This is a genomic window from Candidatus Filomicrobium marinum (assembly GCF_000981545.1).
GTDB lineage: Bacteria > Pseudomonadota > Alphaproteobacteria > Rhizobiales > Hyphomicrobiaceae > Filomicrobium > Filomicrobium insigne.
In genome coordinates, this window is sequence record NZ_LN829119.1 from 3,250,758 (window position 1) to 3,270,332 (window position 19,575).

Annotated in this window: 20 protein-coding genes; 9 read left to right on the forward strand and 11 right to left on the reverse strand. The window is 56.6% G+C overall.

Annotation, left to right across the window (positions count from 1 at the left end; all coding sequences use genetic code 11):
- Window positions 1–4: 4 nt before the first annotated feature.
- The gene (locus YBN1229_RS15225; RefSeq protein ID WP_046480381.1) at window positions 5–484 is read right to left on the reverse strand and encodes an Lrp/AsnC family transcriptional regulator; all 480 of its coding nucleotides are present in this window, start codon (window positions 482–484) and stop codon (window positions 5–7) included.
- 229 nt (window positions 485–713) lie between these two features.
- Between YBN1229_RS15225 and YBN1229_RS15230 the strand changes: the two genes are divergently transcribed.
- Window positions 714–1,166 carry a TIGR01244 family sulfur transferase gene (locus tag YBN1229_RS15230; protein WP_046478441.1) on the forward strand — a complete coding sequence of 151 codons (453 nt, stop codon included), beginning with the start codon at window positions 714–716 and terminating at the stop codon, window positions 1,164–1,166.
- A 17-nt stretch (window positions 1,167–1,183) separates the two neighbouring features.
- Here YBN1229_RS15230 and YBN1229_RS15235 read toward each other — a convergent pair whose 3' ends face one another.
- The 5 genes from YBN1229_RS15235 to YBN1229_RS15255 form a co-directional block, all read right to left on the reverse strand.
- Window positions 1,184–2,854: an acyl-CoA dehydrogenase family protein gene (locus YBN1229_RS15235; protein WP_244464915.1), complete on the reverse strand. Its 1,671-nt coding sequence runs from the start codon at window positions 2,852–2,854 to the stop codon at window positions 1,184–1,186.
- Window positions 2,855–2,905: 51 nt separating this feature from the next.
- Window positions 2,906–3,547 carry a uracil-DNA glycosylase family protein gene (locus YBN1229_RS15240; protein WP_046480380.1) on the reverse strand — a complete coding sequence of 214 codons (642 nt, stop codon included), beginning with the start codon at window positions 3,545–3,547 and terminating at the stop codon, window positions 2,906–2,908.
- Between the two features lie 78 nt (window positions 3,548–3,625).
- On the reverse strand, window positions 3,626–4,372 hold the full coding sequence (locus YBN1229_RS15245; RefSeq protein ID WP_046478439.1) for an MBL fold metallo-hydrolase: 747 nt from the start codon (window positions 4,370–4,372) through the stop codon (window positions 3,626–3,628).
- A 114-nt stretch (window positions 4,373–4,486) separates the two neighbouring features.
- Window positions 4,487–5,098, reverse strand: coding sequence for a glutathione S-transferase family protein (locus YBN1229_RS15250; protein WP_046478438.1), 612 nt, complete (start codon window positions 5,096–5,098; stop codon window positions 4,487–4,489).
- A 49-nt stretch (window positions 5,099–5,147) separates the two neighbouring features.
- A complete protein-coding gene (locus tag YBN1229_RS15255; protein WP_052743984.1) occupies window positions 5,148–5,627 on the reverse strand; it encodes a thermonuclease family protein in 480 nt (159 codons plus the stop codon).
- A gap of 213 nt (window positions 5,628–5,840) precedes the next feature.
- On the opposite strand from YBN1229_RS15255, the gene YBN1229_RS15260 reads away from it, so the two are divergent.
- From YBN1229_RS15260 to YBN1229_RS15285, 6 genes are all read left to right on the forward strand, one after another.
- On the forward strand, window positions 5,841–7,493 hold the full coding sequence (locus YBN1229_RS15260; RefSeq protein ID WP_046478436.1) for a sensor histidine kinase: 1,653 nt from the start codon (window positions 5,841–5,843) through the stop codon (window positions 7,491–7,493).
- 111 nt (window positions 7,494–7,604) lie between these two features.
- Window positions 7,605–7,772 (forward strand): DUF1289 domain-containing protein, encoded by a 168-nt coding sequence (locus YBN1229_RS15265; RefSeq protein WP_046478435.1) that lies wholly within the window; start codon window positions 7,605–7,607, stop codon window positions 7,770–7,772.
- A 3-nt stretch (window positions 7,773–7,775) separates the two neighbouring features.
- On the forward strand, window positions 7,776–8,483 hold the full coding sequence (locus YBN1229_RS15270) for a retropepsin-like aspartic protease family protein (RefSeq protein WP_046478434.1): 708 nt from the start codon (window positions 7,776–7,778) through the stop codon (window positions 8,481–8,483).
- Between the two features lie 79 nt (window positions 8,484–8,562).
- A complete protein-coding gene (locus YBN1229_RS15275; protein WP_076605408.1) occupies window positions 8,563–9,123 on the forward strand; it encodes a retropepsin-like aspartic protease family protein in 561 nt (186 codons plus the stop codon).
- A 168-nt stretch (window positions 9,124–9,291) separates the two neighbouring features.
- Window positions 9,292–10,791, forward strand: coding sequence for a phosphomannomutase/phosphoglucomutase (locus YBN1229_RS15280; RefSeq protein ID WP_046478433.1), 1,500 nt, complete (start codon window positions 9,292–9,294; stop codon window positions 10,789–10,791).
- A gap of 387 nt (window positions 10,792–11,178) precedes the next feature.
- Window positions 11,179–11,745 carry an AAA family ATPase gene (locus YBN1229_RS15285; protein WP_082101162.1) on the forward strand — a complete coding sequence of 189 codons (567 nt, stop codon included), beginning with the start codon at window positions 11,179–11,181 and terminating at the stop codon, window positions 11,743–11,745.
- An 18-nt stretch (window positions 11,746–11,763) separates the two neighbouring features.
- Here the strand turns inward: YBN1229_RS15285 and YBN1229_RS15290 are convergent, their stop codons facing one another.
- From YBN1229_RS15290 to dusA, 3 genes are all read right to left on the reverse strand, one after another.
- The gene (locus YBN1229_RS15290; RefSeq protein ID WP_160298721.1) at window positions 11,764–12,441 is read right to left on the reverse strand and encodes a thioredoxin family protein; all 678 of its coding nucleotides are present in this window, start codon (window positions 12,439–12,441) and stop codon (window positions 11,764–11,766) included.
- Between the two features lie 76 nt (window positions 12,442–12,517).
- Window positions 12,518–13,351: a sulfite exporter TauE/SafE family protein gene (locus YBN1229_RS15295; RefSeq protein WP_046478431.1), complete on the reverse strand. Its 834-nt coding sequence runs from the start codon at window positions 13,349–13,351 to the stop codon at window positions 12,518–12,520.
- Window positions 13,352–13,407: 56 nt separating this feature from the next.
- Window positions 13,408–14,412, reverse strand: coding sequence for a tRNA dihydrouridine(20/20a) synthase DusA (gene dusA, locus YBN1229_RS15300; protein WP_076605321.1), 1,005 nt, complete (start codon window positions 14,410–14,412; stop codon window positions 13,408–13,410).
- 244 nt (window positions 14,413–14,656) lie between these two features.
- On the opposite strand from dusA, the gene YBN1229_RS15305 reads away from it, so the two are divergent.
- A complete protein-coding gene (locus YBN1229_RS15305; RefSeq protein ID WP_052743987.1) occupies window positions 14,657–15,406 on the forward strand; it encodes a GGDEF domain-containing protein in 750 nt (249 codons plus the stop codon).
- An 82-nt stretch (window positions 15,407–15,488) separates the two neighbouring features.
- Entirely contained in the window at window positions 15,489–15,932 is a 444-nt protein-coding gene (locus YBN1229_RS15310) for a GNAT family N-acetyltransferase (protein WP_244466774.1), read from the forward strand.
- 12 nt (window positions 15,933–15,944) lie between these two features.
- Here the strand turns inward: YBN1229_RS15310 and YBN1229_RS15315 are convergent, their stop codons facing one another.
- Together YBN1229_RS15315 and YBN1229_RS15320 are read right to left on the reverse strand one after the other, a co-directional pair.
- On the reverse strand, window positions 15,945–16,877 hold the full coding sequence (locus YBN1229_RS15315) for a TAXI family TRAP transporter solute-binding subunit (RefSeq protein WP_052743988.1): 933 nt from the start codon (window positions 16,875–16,877) through the stop codon (window positions 15,945–15,947).
- Window positions 16,878–16,913: 36 nt separating this feature from the next.
- The gene (locus tag YBN1229_RS15320; protein ID WP_046478428.1) at window positions 16,914–19,160 is read right to left on the reverse strand and encodes a lysylphosphatidylglycerol synthase domain-containing protein; all 2,247 of its coding nucleotides are present in this window, start codon (window positions 19,158–19,160) and stop codon (window positions 16,914–16,916) included.
- Between the last annotated feature and the right edge of the window lie 415 nt (window positions 19,161–19,575).

The window sequence follows — 19,575 nt, forward strand, 5'->3', positions numbered from 1 at the left end:
TTGCCTAGGTTCGTTTGGAGTGTTGTGCATCTTCAAGAACGAAGTCTAACGGCAACGCCGTGGTGTACTTGATCTGCTCCATCGCAAACGTTGAAGAGACCTTGGCGATTTCGATGCGGCCGATCAGCTTTTTGTAAAATGCGTCGTAGGCGGCAATATCCGGCACAACCACGCGCAGCAAATAGTCAATATCACCAGACATGCGGTAGAACTCGACGACCTCCTCAAAATCGACGACAGCCGCATGAAACTTCTCTAACCATTCCAGGCTGTGCTGATCCGTCTTGATCTGCACAAACACCGTAACGCCTGCATTCACCTTGGTTGGCTCAAGCAAGGCAACACGGCGTTGAATCACGCCAGCCTCCTCAAGCTTCTGAATGCGCCGCCAGCAGGGCGTGGTCGACAATCCAACCTCTTTGCCGATATCAGCGACCGCACGCGTCGTATCCTGCTGCAGCACCTTGAGGATCTTGACGTCCATCTCATCGAGCACAGCACATCTCCACCGGCTATTAAAAATTGGGACATGTCGTCACTAGAAAAAAATTTCAATATCCATGACGAAACGCAAATTTATTAGCATATGATTTCAAGTGGGACTACACCGCGTCGCGTAAAATCCGTGACTGAGATCGAATTGTCGCGTCGACCAACACGCGCGCAACACCTAAACCTGCGACGCGGCAAACGAATTGAAACGAGCGAGGCCCATGCAAACCGTTACCCACCTGACGCCAGACTTCGCGGTCGCCGGAGAATTGAGCGACGCGGATTTTGAAGAAGCGGCCGCAAGCGGCTTCAAAGCCATCATCAACAATCGTCCCGACGGCGAAGCACCTGGCCAACCAACGGCGGCATCCCAAAAGGCAATTGCAGAAAAGCATGGCCTCCAGTACGTCCACATCCCTGTAAATCAGGCGAACATCTTCAGCGACAGCGTCGTCGGCGCCATGGCAGATACCCTTGCCAAGCTGGACGGCCCGATACTCGCACACTGCAAATCGGGGATGCGCTCGGCAATAGTCTGGGCAGCAGCCAGCGCAAGAACCCGACCAGTCGCGGAAGTCGAGAAAATCCTCAGTCAGGGCCCCTTCGACCTGAGCTTCCTGCACGATGAACTGGAGCAGCAAGCCGCACATGCCGCCGGTACGGAAACGGCCTAAGACTTACATGACACCAATCATTGGAGAGGCCGCGCCCGCTCGAGAATTTCGCGATGGCCTGCCTTCCCAACGCCCGTGCCGTAGGTGTGGCGAAACTCTCCCCCTAAGCGGCTCGCGATAAACGCATCGGCCACAAAATCGGGCGAAGATTGGCGCAGCAAACATCCAGCCGCCGTCCGCGCCAACGTTTCGACAAGTGTGCGTGCATCGCCCTCCTGCGCGCTGCCACGCATCAACGTCTCAAGCCGTGCGACCGAAGCTGAAAGTACGGCATCCCCTGCGCTGCTCTCTTTCAACACAGCCATAACCGTCCATACGGCCTCAGGAGTGCGTTGCAATACCCGCAGGAGGTCAAGGCACATAACGTTGCCCGACCCTTCCCAAATGGCGTTGAGCGGCAACTCACGATAAAGCCGGGCGGCGAGCCCATCCTCGACGTATCCATTCCCGCCGAGGCACTCCATCGCTTCAAAGCCCAGCGCTGGCGCCATCTTGCACACCCAATACTTCGTGACCGGCGTCATAACCCGACGCCACGCAGCCTCATGCGGATCCATCCAAGCGCGCTCAAATGCACCGGCCAACCGCACAGCAAGCACCGTCGCGGCCTCAACGTCGATCGCCATATCAGCAAGAACAGCGGCCATCATTGGCTGATCCACAAGTCGCTTCTGAAACACGTAGCGATAGTGGCAATGATGAAGGGCCACCGCCAGCGCAAGACGCATCTGACCTGCTGACGCGACGGCACAATCGAGCCGCGTCATCGTCACCATCTCGATGATGTTGGCAATGCCGCGCCCTTCTTCCCCAATAAGCCAACCGGACGCGCCCTGGAGCTCAACTTCCGATGAGGCATTGGAGTGATTCCCGAGCTTGTTCTTGAGCCGCTGCAGACGCAAAGCGTTGATCGAGCCGTCAGGAAGAAACCGCGGAACCAAGAAGCAGGAAAGGCCGCCGGGGGCCTGCGCAAGCATCAGAAATGCGTCGCTCATCGGCGCTGACATAAACCACTTGTGGCCAGTGAGAATATACTCCTGCCCGGCCCCGGCATTCACGGCGGCAATGGCCGTGCTGGCATTCGCACGGACATCTGTTCCGCCTTGCTTTTCCGTGAGCCCCATTCCGATGCTGACGCTCTCTTTCTGAGGCCATGGCCGAAAGGCTTTGTCATAAGTTCGCGAAAGGATCTTCGGCAGAAGTGACGTAGCCAGATCAGGCTGTAGCAGCAGTGTAGGAACGGCTGCGTTCGTCATAGTCACCGGACAAACATGGCCCGGCTCCATTTGCGTCATCATGTAGAGTCTGGCGGCACGCATCACGTGCGCACCCGGACGTGGACCGGACTCGGCAGCGCCGAGATAGTCCCACGGGCTGCAATGCAGCCCCACGGCAAAACTCATCGCCATACAGTCATGATAGGCAGCGTGAAATTCGACCGTGTCGAGCGGAAATCCCTTCTCGTCAAAGCGTCGGAGCTTCGGTGGGTTTTCATTCGCCAAGCGCCCGGCTTCGAACGCTTGCGCACTTCCCGCCTTTTGCCCAAATCTTGCCAGTTCTTCTGTCTCGTGAGCCGCACCTTCTGCTGCGATCGCGCTTTGAAGAGCCGCATCACTCAAGAAAAGATTGATGTCGCAAAACGACGGGCTTTGGTTCGTAATCTCGTGCGTCGAGAAGCTTGAATGCACCGGAATGCCCTCCATGCGAACTGAGCAGACACCGGTCGCGGATGGCGGTTTCTAACGTCCACCGTCGTGCGCAACAGGGTCCGACGCCGTCGCAATAAGTCTGCGCACTTCAGATCGTACCACCGGCAAAACGTCCACCTCAAACCATGGGTTCGCTTTCAGCCAAGCTGAATTGCGCCAAGACGGATGCGGTAAGGGAATAAAACGAGGAAAATCACTCTGCTCGTAAGTCTCTCTCCAAGCGCGCACGACATCCGTCAGGGACTGCCTACGAGCCTCCGGCAAATGCCAGCGCTGCGCATAAGAGCCAACCAACAAGACGAGTTCGAGGTTGGGGAGCTCCTTGATGAGCCGGGCACGCCAGGTCCGCGCACATTCCCGGCGCGGCGGCAGGTCGCTACCCTTCTCATTGTAGCCAGGAAAGCAAAAGCCCATCGGAACGAAGGCAATACGGTCCTCATCGTAGAATTCTTGTTCATCGACGCCCATCCATTCACGCAAACGAACGCCGGAGGGATCTTTGAATGGGAGCCCGGCATCATGGGCGCGCAGCCCCGGTGCTTGCCCAAAAACCCCAACGCGCGCGCTCGATCGTACGCGCAGAACGGGACGAGGCTCATGCGGCAAAGGCTGGCCGGTCGGTGTGTCAACGCACACACGGCACCCAGAGATCTCACGCAACAAGCGCCCCAGCCCGCTAGCCGCGTTCTTTGCCTGGCGATGTGCGGAGGCAGGAGGAATGGAACTCACCTTTACTCAAATGACGAAACATCAAACGTCGAGACTGAGTCCATCTTTTGCAAGGATTACGTCACCAACATCAAGACCAGCTGCCACTCGCGACAGCATGTCATCGCCCATATGCGTTACAACTACACGGCGCGCATTGAACTCATCAAGATGGCTTGAAATCTTCTGCCAATTCATGTGATGCGGAATGTCTTGGTCGAAACTGAAGCACTCCGTGATGTAGACATCAGCCCCGCTAGCGACATCAAGCAAGGCATCAACCCATTCGGTATCTCCAGAATAACTAACAACCTTACCTTCCGCGGCGAGACGAACCGCATAGGAAGGCGCACCAGATGGATGGCTGACAGGAACGACCGTCACCACCACAGGCCCGACCTCACAAGGCACGGCTTCGTCAAACTCGATAAAATTCAGATCGAAGGCCAAGCTCTTATCTGAAGAGCCTGGAAACAAAGCTTCCGTTGCCGCGCGATAACGTTCCGCGATCGTGCTCGGCCCGACAATAGTCAGCGGCGTCTGTCGCTTTGCAACATGCCGTGCGTGAAGCAGCCACCAGACAAGCCCCGAAAAATGATCCCCGTGCAGGTGAGAAATAAAAATAGCGGAGACACCGTTCGGGTCGAGTCCGAGACGCGACATCCCCATCAGGGTTGTCGCGCCGCAATCTACAAGACAGTTCCATTCGCCGATTGCGACGTGGAAACTCGTCTGCAATCGACCGCCCGAACCAAACGCGTCACCTGAACCCACAATGGTCAGTTTCATGGCGATGTTGCCCGCATCTATCCCGCGATCTCCCAGGTTGCCATAGGGATAAATTACGGGCTGTTCCCTAGGGAACATGCCCGCGGCGACAGAAAACGGACATGATAATGGGAATTAGGCTTTCGCGCTCGGTCTCGCACTAACCTCATTATACCAGCGCTGAACATTGGAAAGAGTATCGGGCATGTCGATGCGGGCAACCTTCATAAAGTCCACAGCAACGAGGCCTGTGATGTCCGCAATCGAATAGTTTTCGCTCGCGACGTATTGGGTGTTCGCAAGTTGATCATCAAGAATCTTCAGAGCGCCCAAGCACTTTGCTTTGTTCGCCTCACCCCACTCAGCGACCTGAGGCACTTCCCGCTCGCGCATGTTGGGATGTAGATGCCGGAAAGCTTGACCGACAGCCGTAAAGAAATTGAGCTCCATACGCCGGTTCCACATTTCGACGAGCGCCTTGCCCAACGCTCCTGTGCCGAAGAGCGGTGGCTCCGGGTGCAACTCTTCAAAATACCGGCAGATCGCGACGCTCTCGCTGATACACGTCCCATCATCGAGCACGAGAATCGGAACGCGTTGCATCGGATTCATTGCTGTGAATTCCTCAGAACGCAGGTTTGTCATATTCATTTCGAAAGGCTCAAATGGAACGCTCAATCCTTTTTCAGCCAAAAAAATACGGACACGTCTCGGATTTGGCGCCGTAGTCGTATCTAGAATTTTCATATGGTGCTCCCCGTTTTGGCCCGCGAAGCCAAATCTCAACGTCAATTCATTAGTTGCCGATGCCGCGCTCACGGCGCCAATCGCGTGGCCTTTCAAATTCTCCAGCCCAAAGACCTCTATTGGAATTTGCCGCCTCTCGCTCTTCAGAGCCATATCGACCATAGGCGACTGCAAATCCGCGAATCACCATTTCTTGATTGAGATTCAAATTTCCGACAAAACATAAAGCGAGAAGCCGCCCATGCTTGTCGATCTCAAGCCCCTCGCAGCGCACCGTCTGCCCACCGATCAGCGCAGTAAGCTCTTGAGTTGCAGCTTCGCCACATTCCCATTTCGCACCGCCGCGGCGGCAAACCTGCTGACCTTCCGGAGCATCAATGCCTTGTAGGCGCACCTCCCGGCCGGCCACATAAAGGCTGTCTCCGTCGATCGCAGTTGCATGTCCTTCGACATCGCCGACGTCGGTCTGTTCTAGCTGACGCACAAGGAAGGCAGCTGCGATAAGCCCCGCCAACAGGGCGATTGACACCCATCGATTGCGCCAAGTCCGGCCTCTGAAGACCATGCTCACCATGCCGCAGACCTTAACAAATTGAACTCACCGATAAACACTAAGTTAATGAGTTTAGTAGATATTAACACATCGTGTAGACTGTAGCTCTGCCCTACTAGGGCCATGTAGTTGTATCGGAATCAGACGTAACCACGCGGTTCCTTCACCTTGATTAGAAGTTCGGGACATATGACCTGGTCTCCCACATCAGATGAGTTCGCGCCTCGCCAAGGCCGTCGAGAAACTCGCAATCGCGCCTTCGACAACGTCAAGGCCGTGCGCGAACGCCTGACCAACGGCGGCGAGCTCCGTCCCGAAAACGAATACGATCTTCTGACGATGTTCGTGCGCAACGAAATGGCAGCGGCCGCGACCATGCCAGCGCTGTCCATCATCATCTCGATCGCTTCCATGTTATGGGCAACGCCCTTGGAAGCAGCGCTGTGGATGATCCTCGTCATCTCCGCCAAGGTGCTCCTCCTCGAGCTGTGCCGTCGTTTCCTAGCCCTGCCCCGCGCCGAAGTTGACGTGCGCGTTTGGCGCCGGCGTTTTGTAATTGCCGAATTGATCAACGGCATGACATGGGCCGGCTTTGCCTTAGTTGGCATCGGCGCGCATACGCTGTCGAGTCCCGCAGCTCTGTTTTCCGCTCACGTATTTATTTTCGCTATGCTGATTGTCATTTTGGCGATCCGCATGACGTTTTCATCTTCCATTCTACCGATCATGCACGCCGGAACAATTCCGGTAACGGTAGCCGTTGTCGGGCGCCTCGCATATCTCGGCGTGGAAATGAATGATCCGCTCTATTTCGCACTCGCGACAATGGCGGTTGGTGTCCACCTCTATTTCATCTTCCTAGCGATCGGCCTCAAATCGACGGCTCAAGCAATGCTCGAGTTCCGCGACCAGAAGGACGCGTTAATCGCTGAGCTCGAAGAGGAAAAAGCTCGATCGGATGAAGCCCGCCGTCGCGCCGAAGCCGCCAACAAGGCAAAGTCGCAGTTCCTCGCAACGATGAGCCATGAATTGCGCACGCCGCTGAACGCCATCATGGGCTTTTCGGAGGTCATGAAAGCGGAAATTCTTGGACCGCTGTCCAATCCCACATACCGGGAGTACGCGTCCAATATCCACGACAGCGGCAGCCATCTGCTGAACCTGATCAACGAGATCCTTGACCTGTCACGCATTGAGGCGGGACGCTACGATCTCAACGAAGAACCTCTGCGCCTGACGGAGGTCGTGGAAGATGGCCATCGTCTGTTAAAACTGCGCGCAAATAACAAAAATCTGCGGGTCTTAGAGGATTTCGACGCCGAACTCCCGCCCGTTTGGGCCGATCCGCGCGCTATGCGCCAGATCGTGCTGAACCTCATGTCGAATGCCTTCAAATTCACACCGCAGGGCGGAACCGTGAAGCTGACAGTAGGCCATACGGCTGACGGTGCACACTTCATTTCGGTCCGGGACACAGGGCCAGGCATCCCGCGTGAAGAAATTCCGAAAGTAATGCAGGCATTTGGCCAAGGATCGTTGGCCCTGCACACAGCGGAAGGCGGAACCGGCCTCGGCTTGCCGATCGTCAAGAAACTGATCGAGCTCCACGGCGGACGCTTCGAACTTAGGTCCGAACTGCGCAAAGGTACCGAAGCCATCGTCTACCTTCCACGGCAACGGGTGCTGCGCGCCGTCGCTCCGTTGCAACCCCTTGGAAGCGAACGGCACCGCCAAAACGCCGGCGTCACACAGCGCGCCAGCAGGCCACCACGGCTGGTCCGCGATCAGGCCGCTACGCCAACCTTCACCGTGCACAAGACAGCCACAGTGGTTCATCATTGAGCCGTCTGACGATTGTACTCACACGGATGTCGGCTTACATCCATACGGCACACGTGCAAACGCAGGTCGCCCGCATTGCGATGCGCAACCGGCAAAGGAATTATCGCGCCTATGGAGTCACCCTGCATCAATATTTGCGCCATTAGCGACGAAACCGAGATGTGTGAAGGCTGCTACCGAACCATTGACGAGATTGCATCCTGGAGCCGGTTAACCGCTGAAGAACGCAAGCGGATCATGGCGCTTCTGCCCGAACGCAAGGCGAAAGCGAGGGTATAACGAATGCTCGGCTGGCTCGTCGCAATCCTCGCTGTCTTGATCGGTGTATTCTATTTCCTGTCCGGCAACACCGCTGTGATTGCGGAAATGGGCGGCCTAGAACGTTGGCTTCTTGTCATCTCTGCAGCCCTCATTTGCCTCTATGCAGGCGTGCTGCTCATGGGCCATGGCGGCCGCTTCATGCAGGCCGTTCGCCATCTCGGCATTTGGCTTGTCATAGGGCTGCTGCTGATCGTGGGATATACCTACCGCAACGACGTTTCGATGGTCGCCAACCGCGTGGCTGGTGAATTGCTGCCCCCCGGCGAAACCATGACGGTCACCCGAAACGGCGACGGCCCGGCATCGGTCCGCATCCGTCAGCGCAAAGATGGCCACTTTACCGCGCGCGCAAAGGTCAATGGCGCTCACCTATTCATGCTCGTAGATACCGGCGCATCAACCGTCGTTCTGAAACCCGCAGACGCGGAACGGGCTGGAATTGATACAAGTACGCTCTCGTTCACAATTCCTGTGCGGACAGCAAACGGCACCGGCTTCGCAGCGCCCGTGCGCCTGCGTTCTGTCTCGATCGGCCCCATTGCCCTGGACAATGTCGAGGCCTTGGTTGCCAAGCCGGGAGCGCTCAACGAAAGCCTGCTCGGTATGAGTTTTTTAAGACGTCTCCGGTCCTATGAGTTCTCGGGTGAGTTTTTGACACTCCGCAGTTAACCGTCGCAGCTCCCTGCAATCGGTGCCTCTGGCGTGTCGCCACAAATTGCAGATCAAAAACGCACGGTTGTTTCGTGATATGGCGCTATCAACTGGAACGCGCGCACTTCTGAGCGAAGCCCTGAGTTGGACAGCAGCGGCAGCCATGATCGCCGTTGTAGCGGCGCACTATACTGAGATCCGCGATTTCGCTTTGCAAACTCTCAGCTCCTCTCAGAATAACGTTACGCAGATCACAGACGCCCGGTCCGTCCCCGGCTCCAGCCCGTATGGGTACGTCGAACTTCGCGCCGACACCCAGGGTCACTACAATAGCGACATCGAGATCAACGGACGCACCGTCCATGCCATGGTAGACACCGGCGCAACGATGGTAGCTATGAGCTACGAAGATGCCGAACACGCCGGTATTTTCCTTTCTCCGTCCAACTTCACCCATCGCGTCAACACTGCGAATGGCGTCGCCCGTGTCGCTCCCGTAACGCTCGATCGCGTACGTCTCGGATCCATAGAGGTGCGCGACGTACGCGCCGCCGTCGCCGAACGGGGGCGGCTAAACGGCACACTCCTGGGAATGTCGTTTCTTGGCCGCATCTCCCGGCTTGAGATGCGCGACGGCGTTCTAGTACTTCAGGATTAATCATCCATCGTTGACGCCATGCCATCGGTTTGTCATCGAATTCTCCGAAAGACATATGCGGAATGCCGGAATCTCACCTTGTGCTCCCAGCGCAAGACGGAGTTCCTAGGCTGAATACAAGCTGGATCTTGCCGCCGTTGCAGGCGGACTTCTCATAAGGACGACCAAATGCTCCCCAAGCCGCGCGCAGATCTGAAGCCCAATACCGCCGACTTCGAGCGCTTTCCACTCGTCAAACCCACCGGCTTCCGCGAGTACGACGCACGCTGGCTATTCCCCGAGGAAATCAACCTCATGGGGCTGAATGCCGTAGGACTCGGCATGGCAACCCTGTTCGACCGCCGCGGCGTCAAAAAGCGCATCGTCGTCGGACACGATTATCGCTCTTACTCCGGAGCCGTAAAACAGGCGCTCATGACGGGCCTGCTGGCTGGCGGCTTTGAGGTCCATGACATCGGTCTGGCACTCTCGCCCATGGCGTATTACGCGCAGTTTGCGCTCGATGTCGAAGGCGTGGCCATGGTCACGGCAAGCCATAACGACAACGGCTGGACGGGCATCAAGATGGGCCTTGATCGCCCCCTGACGTTCGGCCCGGATGAAATGTCCGAACTTAAAGCCATCGTACTGGACGGCACCTACGATGCTCCCGGCGGCGGCAAATATATCTTCGTTGAGGACATGGCCCGGCGCTATTTGACCATGCTTACCGACCGTCCGAAGCTAACCCGCCCGCTCAAGGTCGTCGCCGCGTGCGGGAACGGCACGGCAGGCGCCTTCGCCCCCCAAGTCCTGGAGGCCGTCGGCTGCGAGGTCGTTCCACTGAACGCCGACCTTGATTACGCATTCCCCAACCACAATCCCAATCCCGAAGATTTGGCCATGCTCCACGCCATCGCCGACGAGGTGAAGCGAACCGGCGCGGACGTTGGTTTGGCCTTCGACGGCGATGGCGACCGCTGCGGGGTCGTCGATAACGAGGGGCATGAAATCTTTGCCGATAAGGTCGGCGTCATGCTGGCACGCGACATCTCTAACCTGCACAAGGATGCCAAGTTCGTCGCCGACGTGAAGTCGACGGGTCTTTTCATGACTGATCCCGTACTGAACGCGAACGGCGCCACGACCACCTATTGGAAGACGGGGCACTCCTACATCAAGCGGTTCAGCCATGAAACCAAAGCGCTTGTGGGCTTCGAAAAGTCCGGCCACTTCTTCTTCAATCCGCCACTCGGCCGCGGCTATGATGACGGCATTATCGCGGCCCTGGCCGTTTGCGACATGCTTGATCGCAATCCGGATAAGTCCATGGCCGACTTAAAGAACGATCTCCCGCGAACGTGGCAATCACCCACGATGTCTCCGAAATGCGGAGACGAAGTGAAGTACGGCGTCGTCGACCGCATGGTCGCGCACTATCAGGCAAAAGCCGATGCGGGAGAAAAGATCGCCGGACAGTCCGTTCGCGAACTCATCACCGTCAACGGCGTGCGTATCGTCCTGGAAGACGGTACATGGGGCCTGGTGCGCGCCTCATCGAACAAACCCGAACTCGTCATCGTCGTGGAGAGCCCGACGTCAGAAGCGAATATGCGCGCCATCTTCGCGGACATCGACTCCGAACTGCAGAAGGAACCGGAAGTCGGCGCGTACAATCAGAAGATTTGATTTTCTGGCCAACGGCCAACCGCAAATCAAACCGGTACGAGACTTAGGTGGCGGCTACGGCTGACGGGAACAGCCGCCACCTCCACATTTCAGTCTACGATCACCAAACATCGATTAAGGAGCTGGGCGTTGCTATAGCTTGCATCAGCTATCCTCCGTCCCAAGACATCCAGCAAACCTGATCGATACGAAGTGCTGGCCGATATTCGAAAAAATTACAAAACTGACGCGTGAGCCTGCTCCGCAAAACAATCTGCCGTTGCTGAGCTGACGGCTCTTGGCACAGTCAGTCACTTCCGGCCCAAAGCCCCACACCCTCACCTCGCCCCCCGTGTTCGTCGGAAGGCAATGTGTGCCTCTCGAACGCCCACGCATCATGGAGAACATATGGACGATATAGACCGCTTCATCATCCTCACCGGAGGTCCCGGATCCGGCAAAAGCACGCTCATCGCCGAGCTCGCAAAATCTGGCTACGCGCATGCGTCAGAAGCGGGTCGCGCGATCATCCAGGCACAGGCCGCCATTGGCGGCAAAGCACTACCCTGGACGGACCCAACGGCATTTGCCGAATTGATGCTCTCTTGGGATATGCGATCTTACGAGCAGGCACGCGAGCTCAAGGGCCCTGTCTTCTTCGATCGCGGCATCCCCGACGTTCTCGGCTATCTGACGCTATCAAACGTACCGACACCAACCCACGTACAAACCGCAGCGCAGCTCTTCCGCTATGGCCGCGTCTTCATAGCTCCGCCCTGGCGAGAGATTTTCGAGCAGGACAACGAACGCAAGCAGAACTTCGACGAAGCTCAACGAACATACGACGCGATGACGGACACCTATCAGAGACTTGGATACGTCCTCGTCGAGCTTCCCAAAGCATCTGTCGCAGACCGCTGCGCGTTCGTCCTGGAGACCGCTGGGCTCAAGGCCAACAACAGCCAACCCACCTAGCCCGAACAGATCCGCAGCTCAGTTGCTTGGCCTGCTGGCCGCATCCTTTTTCTTAGCCTCAGCCAATGCTTCACGCTCGTTATACCGCGCGAGATGGAACCGCTGGAAGTTGCGGTCCTGCTCGTAGATCTTGTGATCAATCCAAACGAACATATCGTAGAAGGTTCCCGCACCAATACCCAAGTTCATACGCGTAACTTCTAGTGGCTGGCCCCATTTGCCATCGAGCCCGGAGAGATCGTCTTTGAAGAAGACGATGGTCGGCGTGAACATTACGCCCCAACGCTCGGCAAGCTTCTTCTCAGGCATCGCCGTGCCATCAAAGTCGGTAACCTCACGCGCGCCCCACATATCAAATTGTAGGATGGTGAAGTTCTCCCGGACATAATCATTGATATATCGCTTGGAGAGAACTTCCGTGTGCATCTTCACGCAATACACGCAACCGCGCTGCTCGAAGATCACGGCAAATCGCTTGCCTGCCTTTCGCGCCTCTTCAAAGTCCTCGCGCAGATCGAGAAACGACGCGGTGTTGAACCAAGGCTGATGATAGATCCCATCTTCGCCCTTGATCGGCGCTGCGGCCGGCTCTTCCACACCAATAGGTGGCGGCAAATCGCTTGCCGTTGCCGGGATGCCTGCACCCAGCACCAAAACACCCAAGGTCACGCCAATCCGTAGCCGTCGCAAAAGCATTTTATGGACCTTTCCTCCAGGAGCCGAGAGCGGCATGCCGTAGCCTGGGCCAGGAACCGCAAGCAACGCCATCATCCTATTCCAATATAAGGCTGCTGAGGAACCGCAAAACAATGACCACCAGAAACACAGCAAACGCCAGTTCGAGTTTACGCCGTGAGACGCCGTGTGCGAGCCGTACCCCCACTGGGGCCACCAAAACACTCGAAGGAACGATCAATGCCGCACCGAGCAAACTCACAAATCCAAGCGACAGTGGCGGCAAGCCGGGGTGCCCCCAGCCGGCCCACATCATCCCGATAGCTCCAGGTATCGCAATCAGGGGGCCGATTGCCGACGATGTTGCCACCGCCGTCAGGATTGGCCGGCCGTAAAGCGTGAGGAAGGTCACAATAAACGCGGCACCGCCAATGCTCATCAAAACAGAAATGATTCCGACTAAAACACTGAAGATCTCAAGCTTCGGCAACGCAGGAAGATCATGCCCCAGGCGCCACGTATCCCGCCCAAACGCCATCTTGGCCGCAAATAGCGTCCCAAACACCACCCAGACCCATTTCAGCGTCGTACCGGTCACTTGATCCGCAAACATAATTCCGAGAACAACGCCAATGACGATCCAGGGGCCGATGCGTCGAACCGCAACCCAATCCACGACGCCCTTGGCACTGTGAGCCATGAGCGCACGCAGGGACGTCGGAATAATAACAGCGAGAGATGTCCCAATAGCCATGTGCATCCGGATAGCCGGATCTACGCCGAGCGCAGCGAAGGTTTCGTAAAGGACCGGCACCAAAATGCCGCCGCCACCGATACCAAGCAATCCAGAGAGAAAACCTACGATCACACCCGCGGCCAGAAGCGAGAAAGCCAGCATGCTGAAGCCAGCCCAAGTCATACCGATGTCCATAAACCCGACGTCTCCGACGCTCTCCCGGCCCATTGAGGCACAGGAGCAGCTCCCCTTTATACGACCGCGCCGGTTCTTGCTTGGCCGGCAACACCCTCGGCAATAGCTATCGCCTGTAACAGGACATCGCTGCGGGCTCCATCACGAACTGCGTTCTCACTCAGGTGACGCCGGAAAGCGCGTGCACGCGGTCGACCGTGATAAAGCCCCAAAATATGACGGGTCACGTTATTGAGCCTGCCGCCAGCATCGAGATGCCGTTCCACGTAAGGAACGAGTTGCCTCAGGACGTCACCCCGCGACGGCACAGCCGAGTCGGAAATGAACAACCTTTGATCCACGTCCGCAAGTAGGTAAGGCGTCTGATAAGCAGCACGCCCCAGCATCACCCCATCAACATGCTGCAGATGCCGCTCGCTTTCATCGACGTCTGCGATGCCGCCATTAATAACGATGGTGAGGTCGGGCCGCGCCGACTTAAGCCGATAGACACGCGCATAATCAAGCGGTGGAACCTCCCGGTTTTCCTTGGGAGACAGCCCCCTGAGCCAAGCCTTACGCGCATGCACAATGAACACCTCCGCACCTGCATCCGCGACCGTGTCGATAAAGCGCTGGAAATGCACTTCGCTGTCCTGATCGTCGATTCCAATGCGACACTTCACAGTTACGGGAACGCGAACTCGTGCCCGCATAACGGCTATGCATTTTGCGACCAACTCTGGCTCGGCCATCAGACAGGCGCCAAACCGTCCCTCCTGCACGCGATCTGAAGGACAACCAACATTGAGGTTGATCTCGTCATATCCGAAGGCTTCTCCGATTTCCGCAGCGTCAGCAAGTTGCGCCGGATCGCTACCACCGAGTTGAAGTACCAACGGATGCTCGCCAGGTGCAAAACCCAACAGCCGCTCGCGCGCACCATGCAATACCGCAGGCGCCGTCACCATCTCTGTATAGAGCAGTGCTTTGCGCGTCAGTAACCGATGGAAAAACCGGCAATGCCGATCAGTCCAATCCATCATGGGCGCAATGCAAAATCTATGTGGTTTAAACTGCACTGGGATTACAGATCTCTCGTTGTTTTAAACAGGCTACGGTCCCCACAACTACTACGGCACGATCCTTTTCAGAAGGGTAGGGGCCTGCGCAGAAAGCCGTCCTCGTATCGCAAGTTAACGGCTAGTCAACCGCATTATGATACGACGGTAGCTGATAAAACGATGAGCAAGGTCGACAAACAGACGTAGAGTTCGCCGTCGATAGATTGTCATCGAACCACGGCTATGCCCTTGGAAACGTGTCATGCATACGCCGTCAGTCCATTATATCTTCTTCTCGACTGCCATATTCTTCGCGGCTCTTTTAATGGCGCTGGAATATGACCTCATTCGCAACTGGGATTTAAAGCCCAGCGAACAAAAAAAGCTGCAAGTTGAAGAAATCTTCGTTCTTGCGTCAATCCTGATAGCCGAACTGCTCATTTTTGCCTGGCGGCGCATGCGCGACCGCGCCGACGAACTCATGCGCAGAATGGCTGCAGAACAAGATGCCCATCAGTCCGCGCGTCATGACACGCTTACAGGCCTGCCAAATCGTAAACTCTTTGCCGAACGCGCTGGAGAGGCGCTTAGCAATTCATGGAACCGTGGCACGGATTGCGCAGTGCTCCTCATCGATTTGGATGGGTTCAAACCGATCAACGACACATGGGGACATGCCTCGGGTGACGCAGCCCTCCTCGAGGTGACGGAACGCCTAAAGTCTTGCTCTCCGAAAACCGGCATGGTCGCACGGTTGGGTGGCGACGAGTTCGCCGTACTTTGTGAAGCTCCTCTCGGCGGCACGGCTGCAATGAGTTTAGCGCAAGGCATCCTGCGTGAACTTGAAAAGCCGATTGGCATAAATGGGCACAATATAGCCATCAGCGCCACGATCGGCATCGCCATCGGTCCCGCCAATGGACGCCGCGCAGAAGACTTGATCCACGCCGCAGATCTCGCAATGTACGAAGGCAAGAGAAGCGGACGCGGCACGGTGGTGATGGCCACGTAATCCGTAGGACCACCTGACACGCCCTACATTTTCACGCATGCACACACAAAACTCTTTTCATATCAAGAAGGCCCAAACGGCGATGGACCTTGAAGCCGTGGCCACACTATTTCGAGCGTACGCCGCAGCCCTCAATATCGACCTATCGTATCAGAATTTCGAAGCTGAACTGGCGAGCCTCCCTGGCGAATATGGCCCACCCGCCGGGTGTCTACTTCTCGCACGATCTTTAAACGGAAACGCTATCGGATGCGTCGCCTTACGGCCGTTAGAATTTCCCGCCTGCTGCGAGATGAAACGCCTGTACGTCGCGCCTGACGCCCGCCGTAGCGGATTGGGCCATCACTTGGTTAACCGGATCCTGAAGGGAGCAACCAAACTCGGATATCGAGAGATACGATTGGACACACTTCCGAAATTATCAGAAGCGATTGCGCTATATGGCAAAGCCGGTTTCGAGGTGACGGAGCCTTACTACGACACGCCGATTGCAGGCACGATTTTCATGCGCCGTCCGCTCCCATAAAAAGCCGCACCACTACAAACCTAGATCGCGCAAGTATCTCTCGACACCTGGATGAATCTTGTCCGCATCAGCGGCGCCCCGTGTGTTCGCAGGCGTGGTCTCACGCGCCTGATCTAGACGAGACACCATTGCGCTTTGGCCCATATGCAGCGCCTTCGCCAACCGGTAGCCTGTATCGTCAGGAAGATCTGGTCGCGCGAGGATGTAGCTCCATACCCCAACGGTGTTGACCGGTTCCCTTTGCCCCTCATAGGCTCCGGCGGGGACCGTCATGGATTTAAGAAAAGAATACTTCGCCGTGACTGCCTTGATCTCGTCCACAGAAAAGCCCATCAGCCGACCGCCGGACGCCATGACCTTGGTGAACCCCGGCCAGCCGATCCCTGCGCCCCAAAGTGCCGCGACGCGCCCCTCCCGCACCATGCCCGGCCCATCGCCGGCCTTCTCGAGAAAGTGCGACTCAAAGTCGGCATCACGCTTGAGACCAAGCCCATCCATCACGTACTTGGCCATGAGCGTTAGACCAGACGTACGCGTCCCCCATGCTATGGGCTTTCCAACCAAGTCGCCCACCGACCTCGCGGAACTGTCGCCGCGCACCGCGAACATGCCTGGGCTTGAATAAATCGCCGCAATAACTTTGAGGTCCGCCGGTTGGCGCCCGATACCAGTGAATGCTTCATAGGCCGCAACGCCCTGAACAAGTCCGATATCGAATTTCCCCTCTTCGAGGAGACCGATGTTCTCAACACTGCCCTTGGTGTTGTGGGTGCTGACGGAGATCGAGCCATCCGCGGCGTTGATCGCAGCCGCGGCGACGTCCCCAAACAGTGTAAAACCACCACCTCGTGTCGCCGTAGCTAAGGTGACCTGAATAGGCTCAGCTTGAACCGGCAAAATGAAAAGGAAGAACAACGCCGATAGCACTGCTCTGGCAATCGGCATTTTCACGGCGGCATCTCCCGAACAACGCAAGGACCTCTATCCGCTAGGATACAATCTTTCCACGCTGCGTCCGTCAACAGCGTGATCGGCGTCCGCACTTTCATTCACAAATGAGACATGCCCCGTATAGCGCGGCGCGCTACTGGCAAGAGCAACCAGTAGCCCCGCAATGAACCAGAAAATACGCTGGTAAAAGAAATCCTGAGTGAGCCCCCCAAGACAAAACGCGACAAGACAGATGAAGGCTGCATTCGCCACAATTTTGGCGTTGGGCAACAGCCGATAGCTCATTAAGCCACCAACGAACATCACAAACCCCGTGGCGATGAGCGCAAAACCGACGAGCCCCATCTCAGCCAGGATCCAAACAGGTACGTTGTGAATAACCAGCGCCTTTTGCCCATGTGCAATGCGGTCATGAATAAACCCGCCAAGCCCGTGCCCCAACAATGGAGCCTGACGCCAGAGCTCAAGACCCTGCACGATTGACTCCATACGCTCCTGATCGGACCCCTTGCGAACGACGGTTTTGCTGATCTGCGCCAACTGTATACCGTCGCCTTGCCACAGAAGCGGAACATTTGAGATCGCGACGGCCAAGACCAGCCCAATCACCACACCAGCGCTGAGTTCGCGTCGGCAAGACGGATACAAAACGAAGATCAAAAGGGATGAAGCACCAAGCATAATCCATCCGGTACGCGATTGCGCGAGTACAACCGCAAGCGCAAGCACCGCCGGGATCAACCTGAAACCCCACGCATCGCGACAGATCACATAGGACCGCAAGAAAAAGTATCCAATGAAGGCAATGACGCACTGGAATGCAAAGGCATTCCTATCGGCGAGGAACCCCTCAAGCTCCTTCCCAAGAATATCGCGTGGCAACTTGACGATCATGCTGTCGATCACAAACAAAACAATTTGTAACGCAGCCACGATCGCAACGGCAGAAACCAGGAGACGTAGCGTTTGCACAATGCGGCTACGCCCACCGTGTCCCCACAGCAAAAGACCAACGCTCACGTAGGAAAGAATAACAAACCAACCGAGTGTGCGGTTAACGAAAGCCCACGACAGAAAGCCGTGAGAAACGACCCCTACGATCAAGGAAATGACGATCGCCGCGGTGATCGCACCCAGCGGTGCAAAAAGCCACTGGGCCCGCCGTACGGTGCTCCGGGTAGAACCCCACGTAAGTGCCAGAACGGCAGAGGCCGAGATTGCAAGAATGTCTGCCAGATTCACGTTCAGGGAATGCTCCGGCATTGGAACACGCACCTGAAACATAATCGCGAAAGGCAACAGAACAGAAATGATCGCCGCAAACAACCGATCGATGTCATGCTTGGCGGCTTCTGCGCCTAGACGGTCAACAGCGAAACGGGGGTGCGAGCGAGGGCGTACTGAAAGGAAAATGGTCGCGACAAAACAAACCGCGACAAGCAGCAACGACAAAATCCCGATCGCAGCGCCGACAGCAACGCCGATGGCAGCCGGTACCCCCAATTGCCCCAAGACGTGCGCAGCGCTGAGTTCTCGAATACCCCACCCGGCAAAGCTGATCGGCAAAGCAGCAAGAAACATGACAACCGCCAGGGCACCGAGCGCCGAAGCGACCGGCACAGGCTGATCATACGCGGAAAACTGCGCATAAAACGCACCGAGCATCGCGCAATGGGCAACCACTGACAGGAGAAAGCAACCCGCAATCGCAGGCCACGACAAGCGATCCGCCAGCTGAGCAAACAGGATGCGGATACGACGTCGATTGAAGAACGCGTAAAGCAAAAAGATCAGAGGGAGAGAGACCAAGAGATTCAGCAGGTAAAGACCGCCATGCTCCATATCGAAGCCAAGAGACCCGAGAGTGTAGCCCCCGCCGATGAGCGCAAAGATTAGCAACGATCCAAGCGCTATCATGCGCTCAACGAGACTAAGAAATGTAACAGCCGAAGCAGACACACCGGCATTCGTCAGGATCGCAGCGCGACCGACCGCCTGACCGACCACACTGAATATGAGAAGACTGCCCAAGTGTCCGACAAGAAACGACCTGAACGTGTCGGACATGGGCACTTGAAGCCCGAGAATCCGGAACGAGTAGTGGAACCGCAGGAACGACAGAAGCAGATTGGCAAGGATGCACGAAAACGCAACTGCAGTCGGAACCCCAAACCCGCGACCAAGGGTTTCCACCACCGTTGTGAGGTTGATCTGAAAGGCGATAACCGTCGCAGCAAGCGCTGTTATAACGATTGTTATGCCGCGCTGGAGACGCATCGCCCCCTCCTGCTCACGCCAACCCAACAAAGCCCCTGCGCATTGAGGCTCGGTTGTATATCTATTATTTTCCAAGGTCGCTGGCGAGGCAGAAGCGCTCGGACCAGGATCAACCCGCTATGCCCATGGGTATAGCGAGGACCGTGCGGGTACCAGATCGAGTGAGCTCAAGAAAGCGAGAGGGCAGGGGATAACCCATCGACCCAAGCAAACACCTAGCGAAAGTGACATTCTCGCAATTCATTGGATTATTCTTACTTGAACACTCATCATCCCTAGCTACTGCAGATCAAACAAAACCAGATTTAACAAGCCTTCGCCTTAACAACCGCATGGCAGACAGATGGCTGCGGAGTAAAGACAAAGCCGACCCCTTACCCCCTCCGTGGCGGTGACATTTTCTCTCGAGCAATCA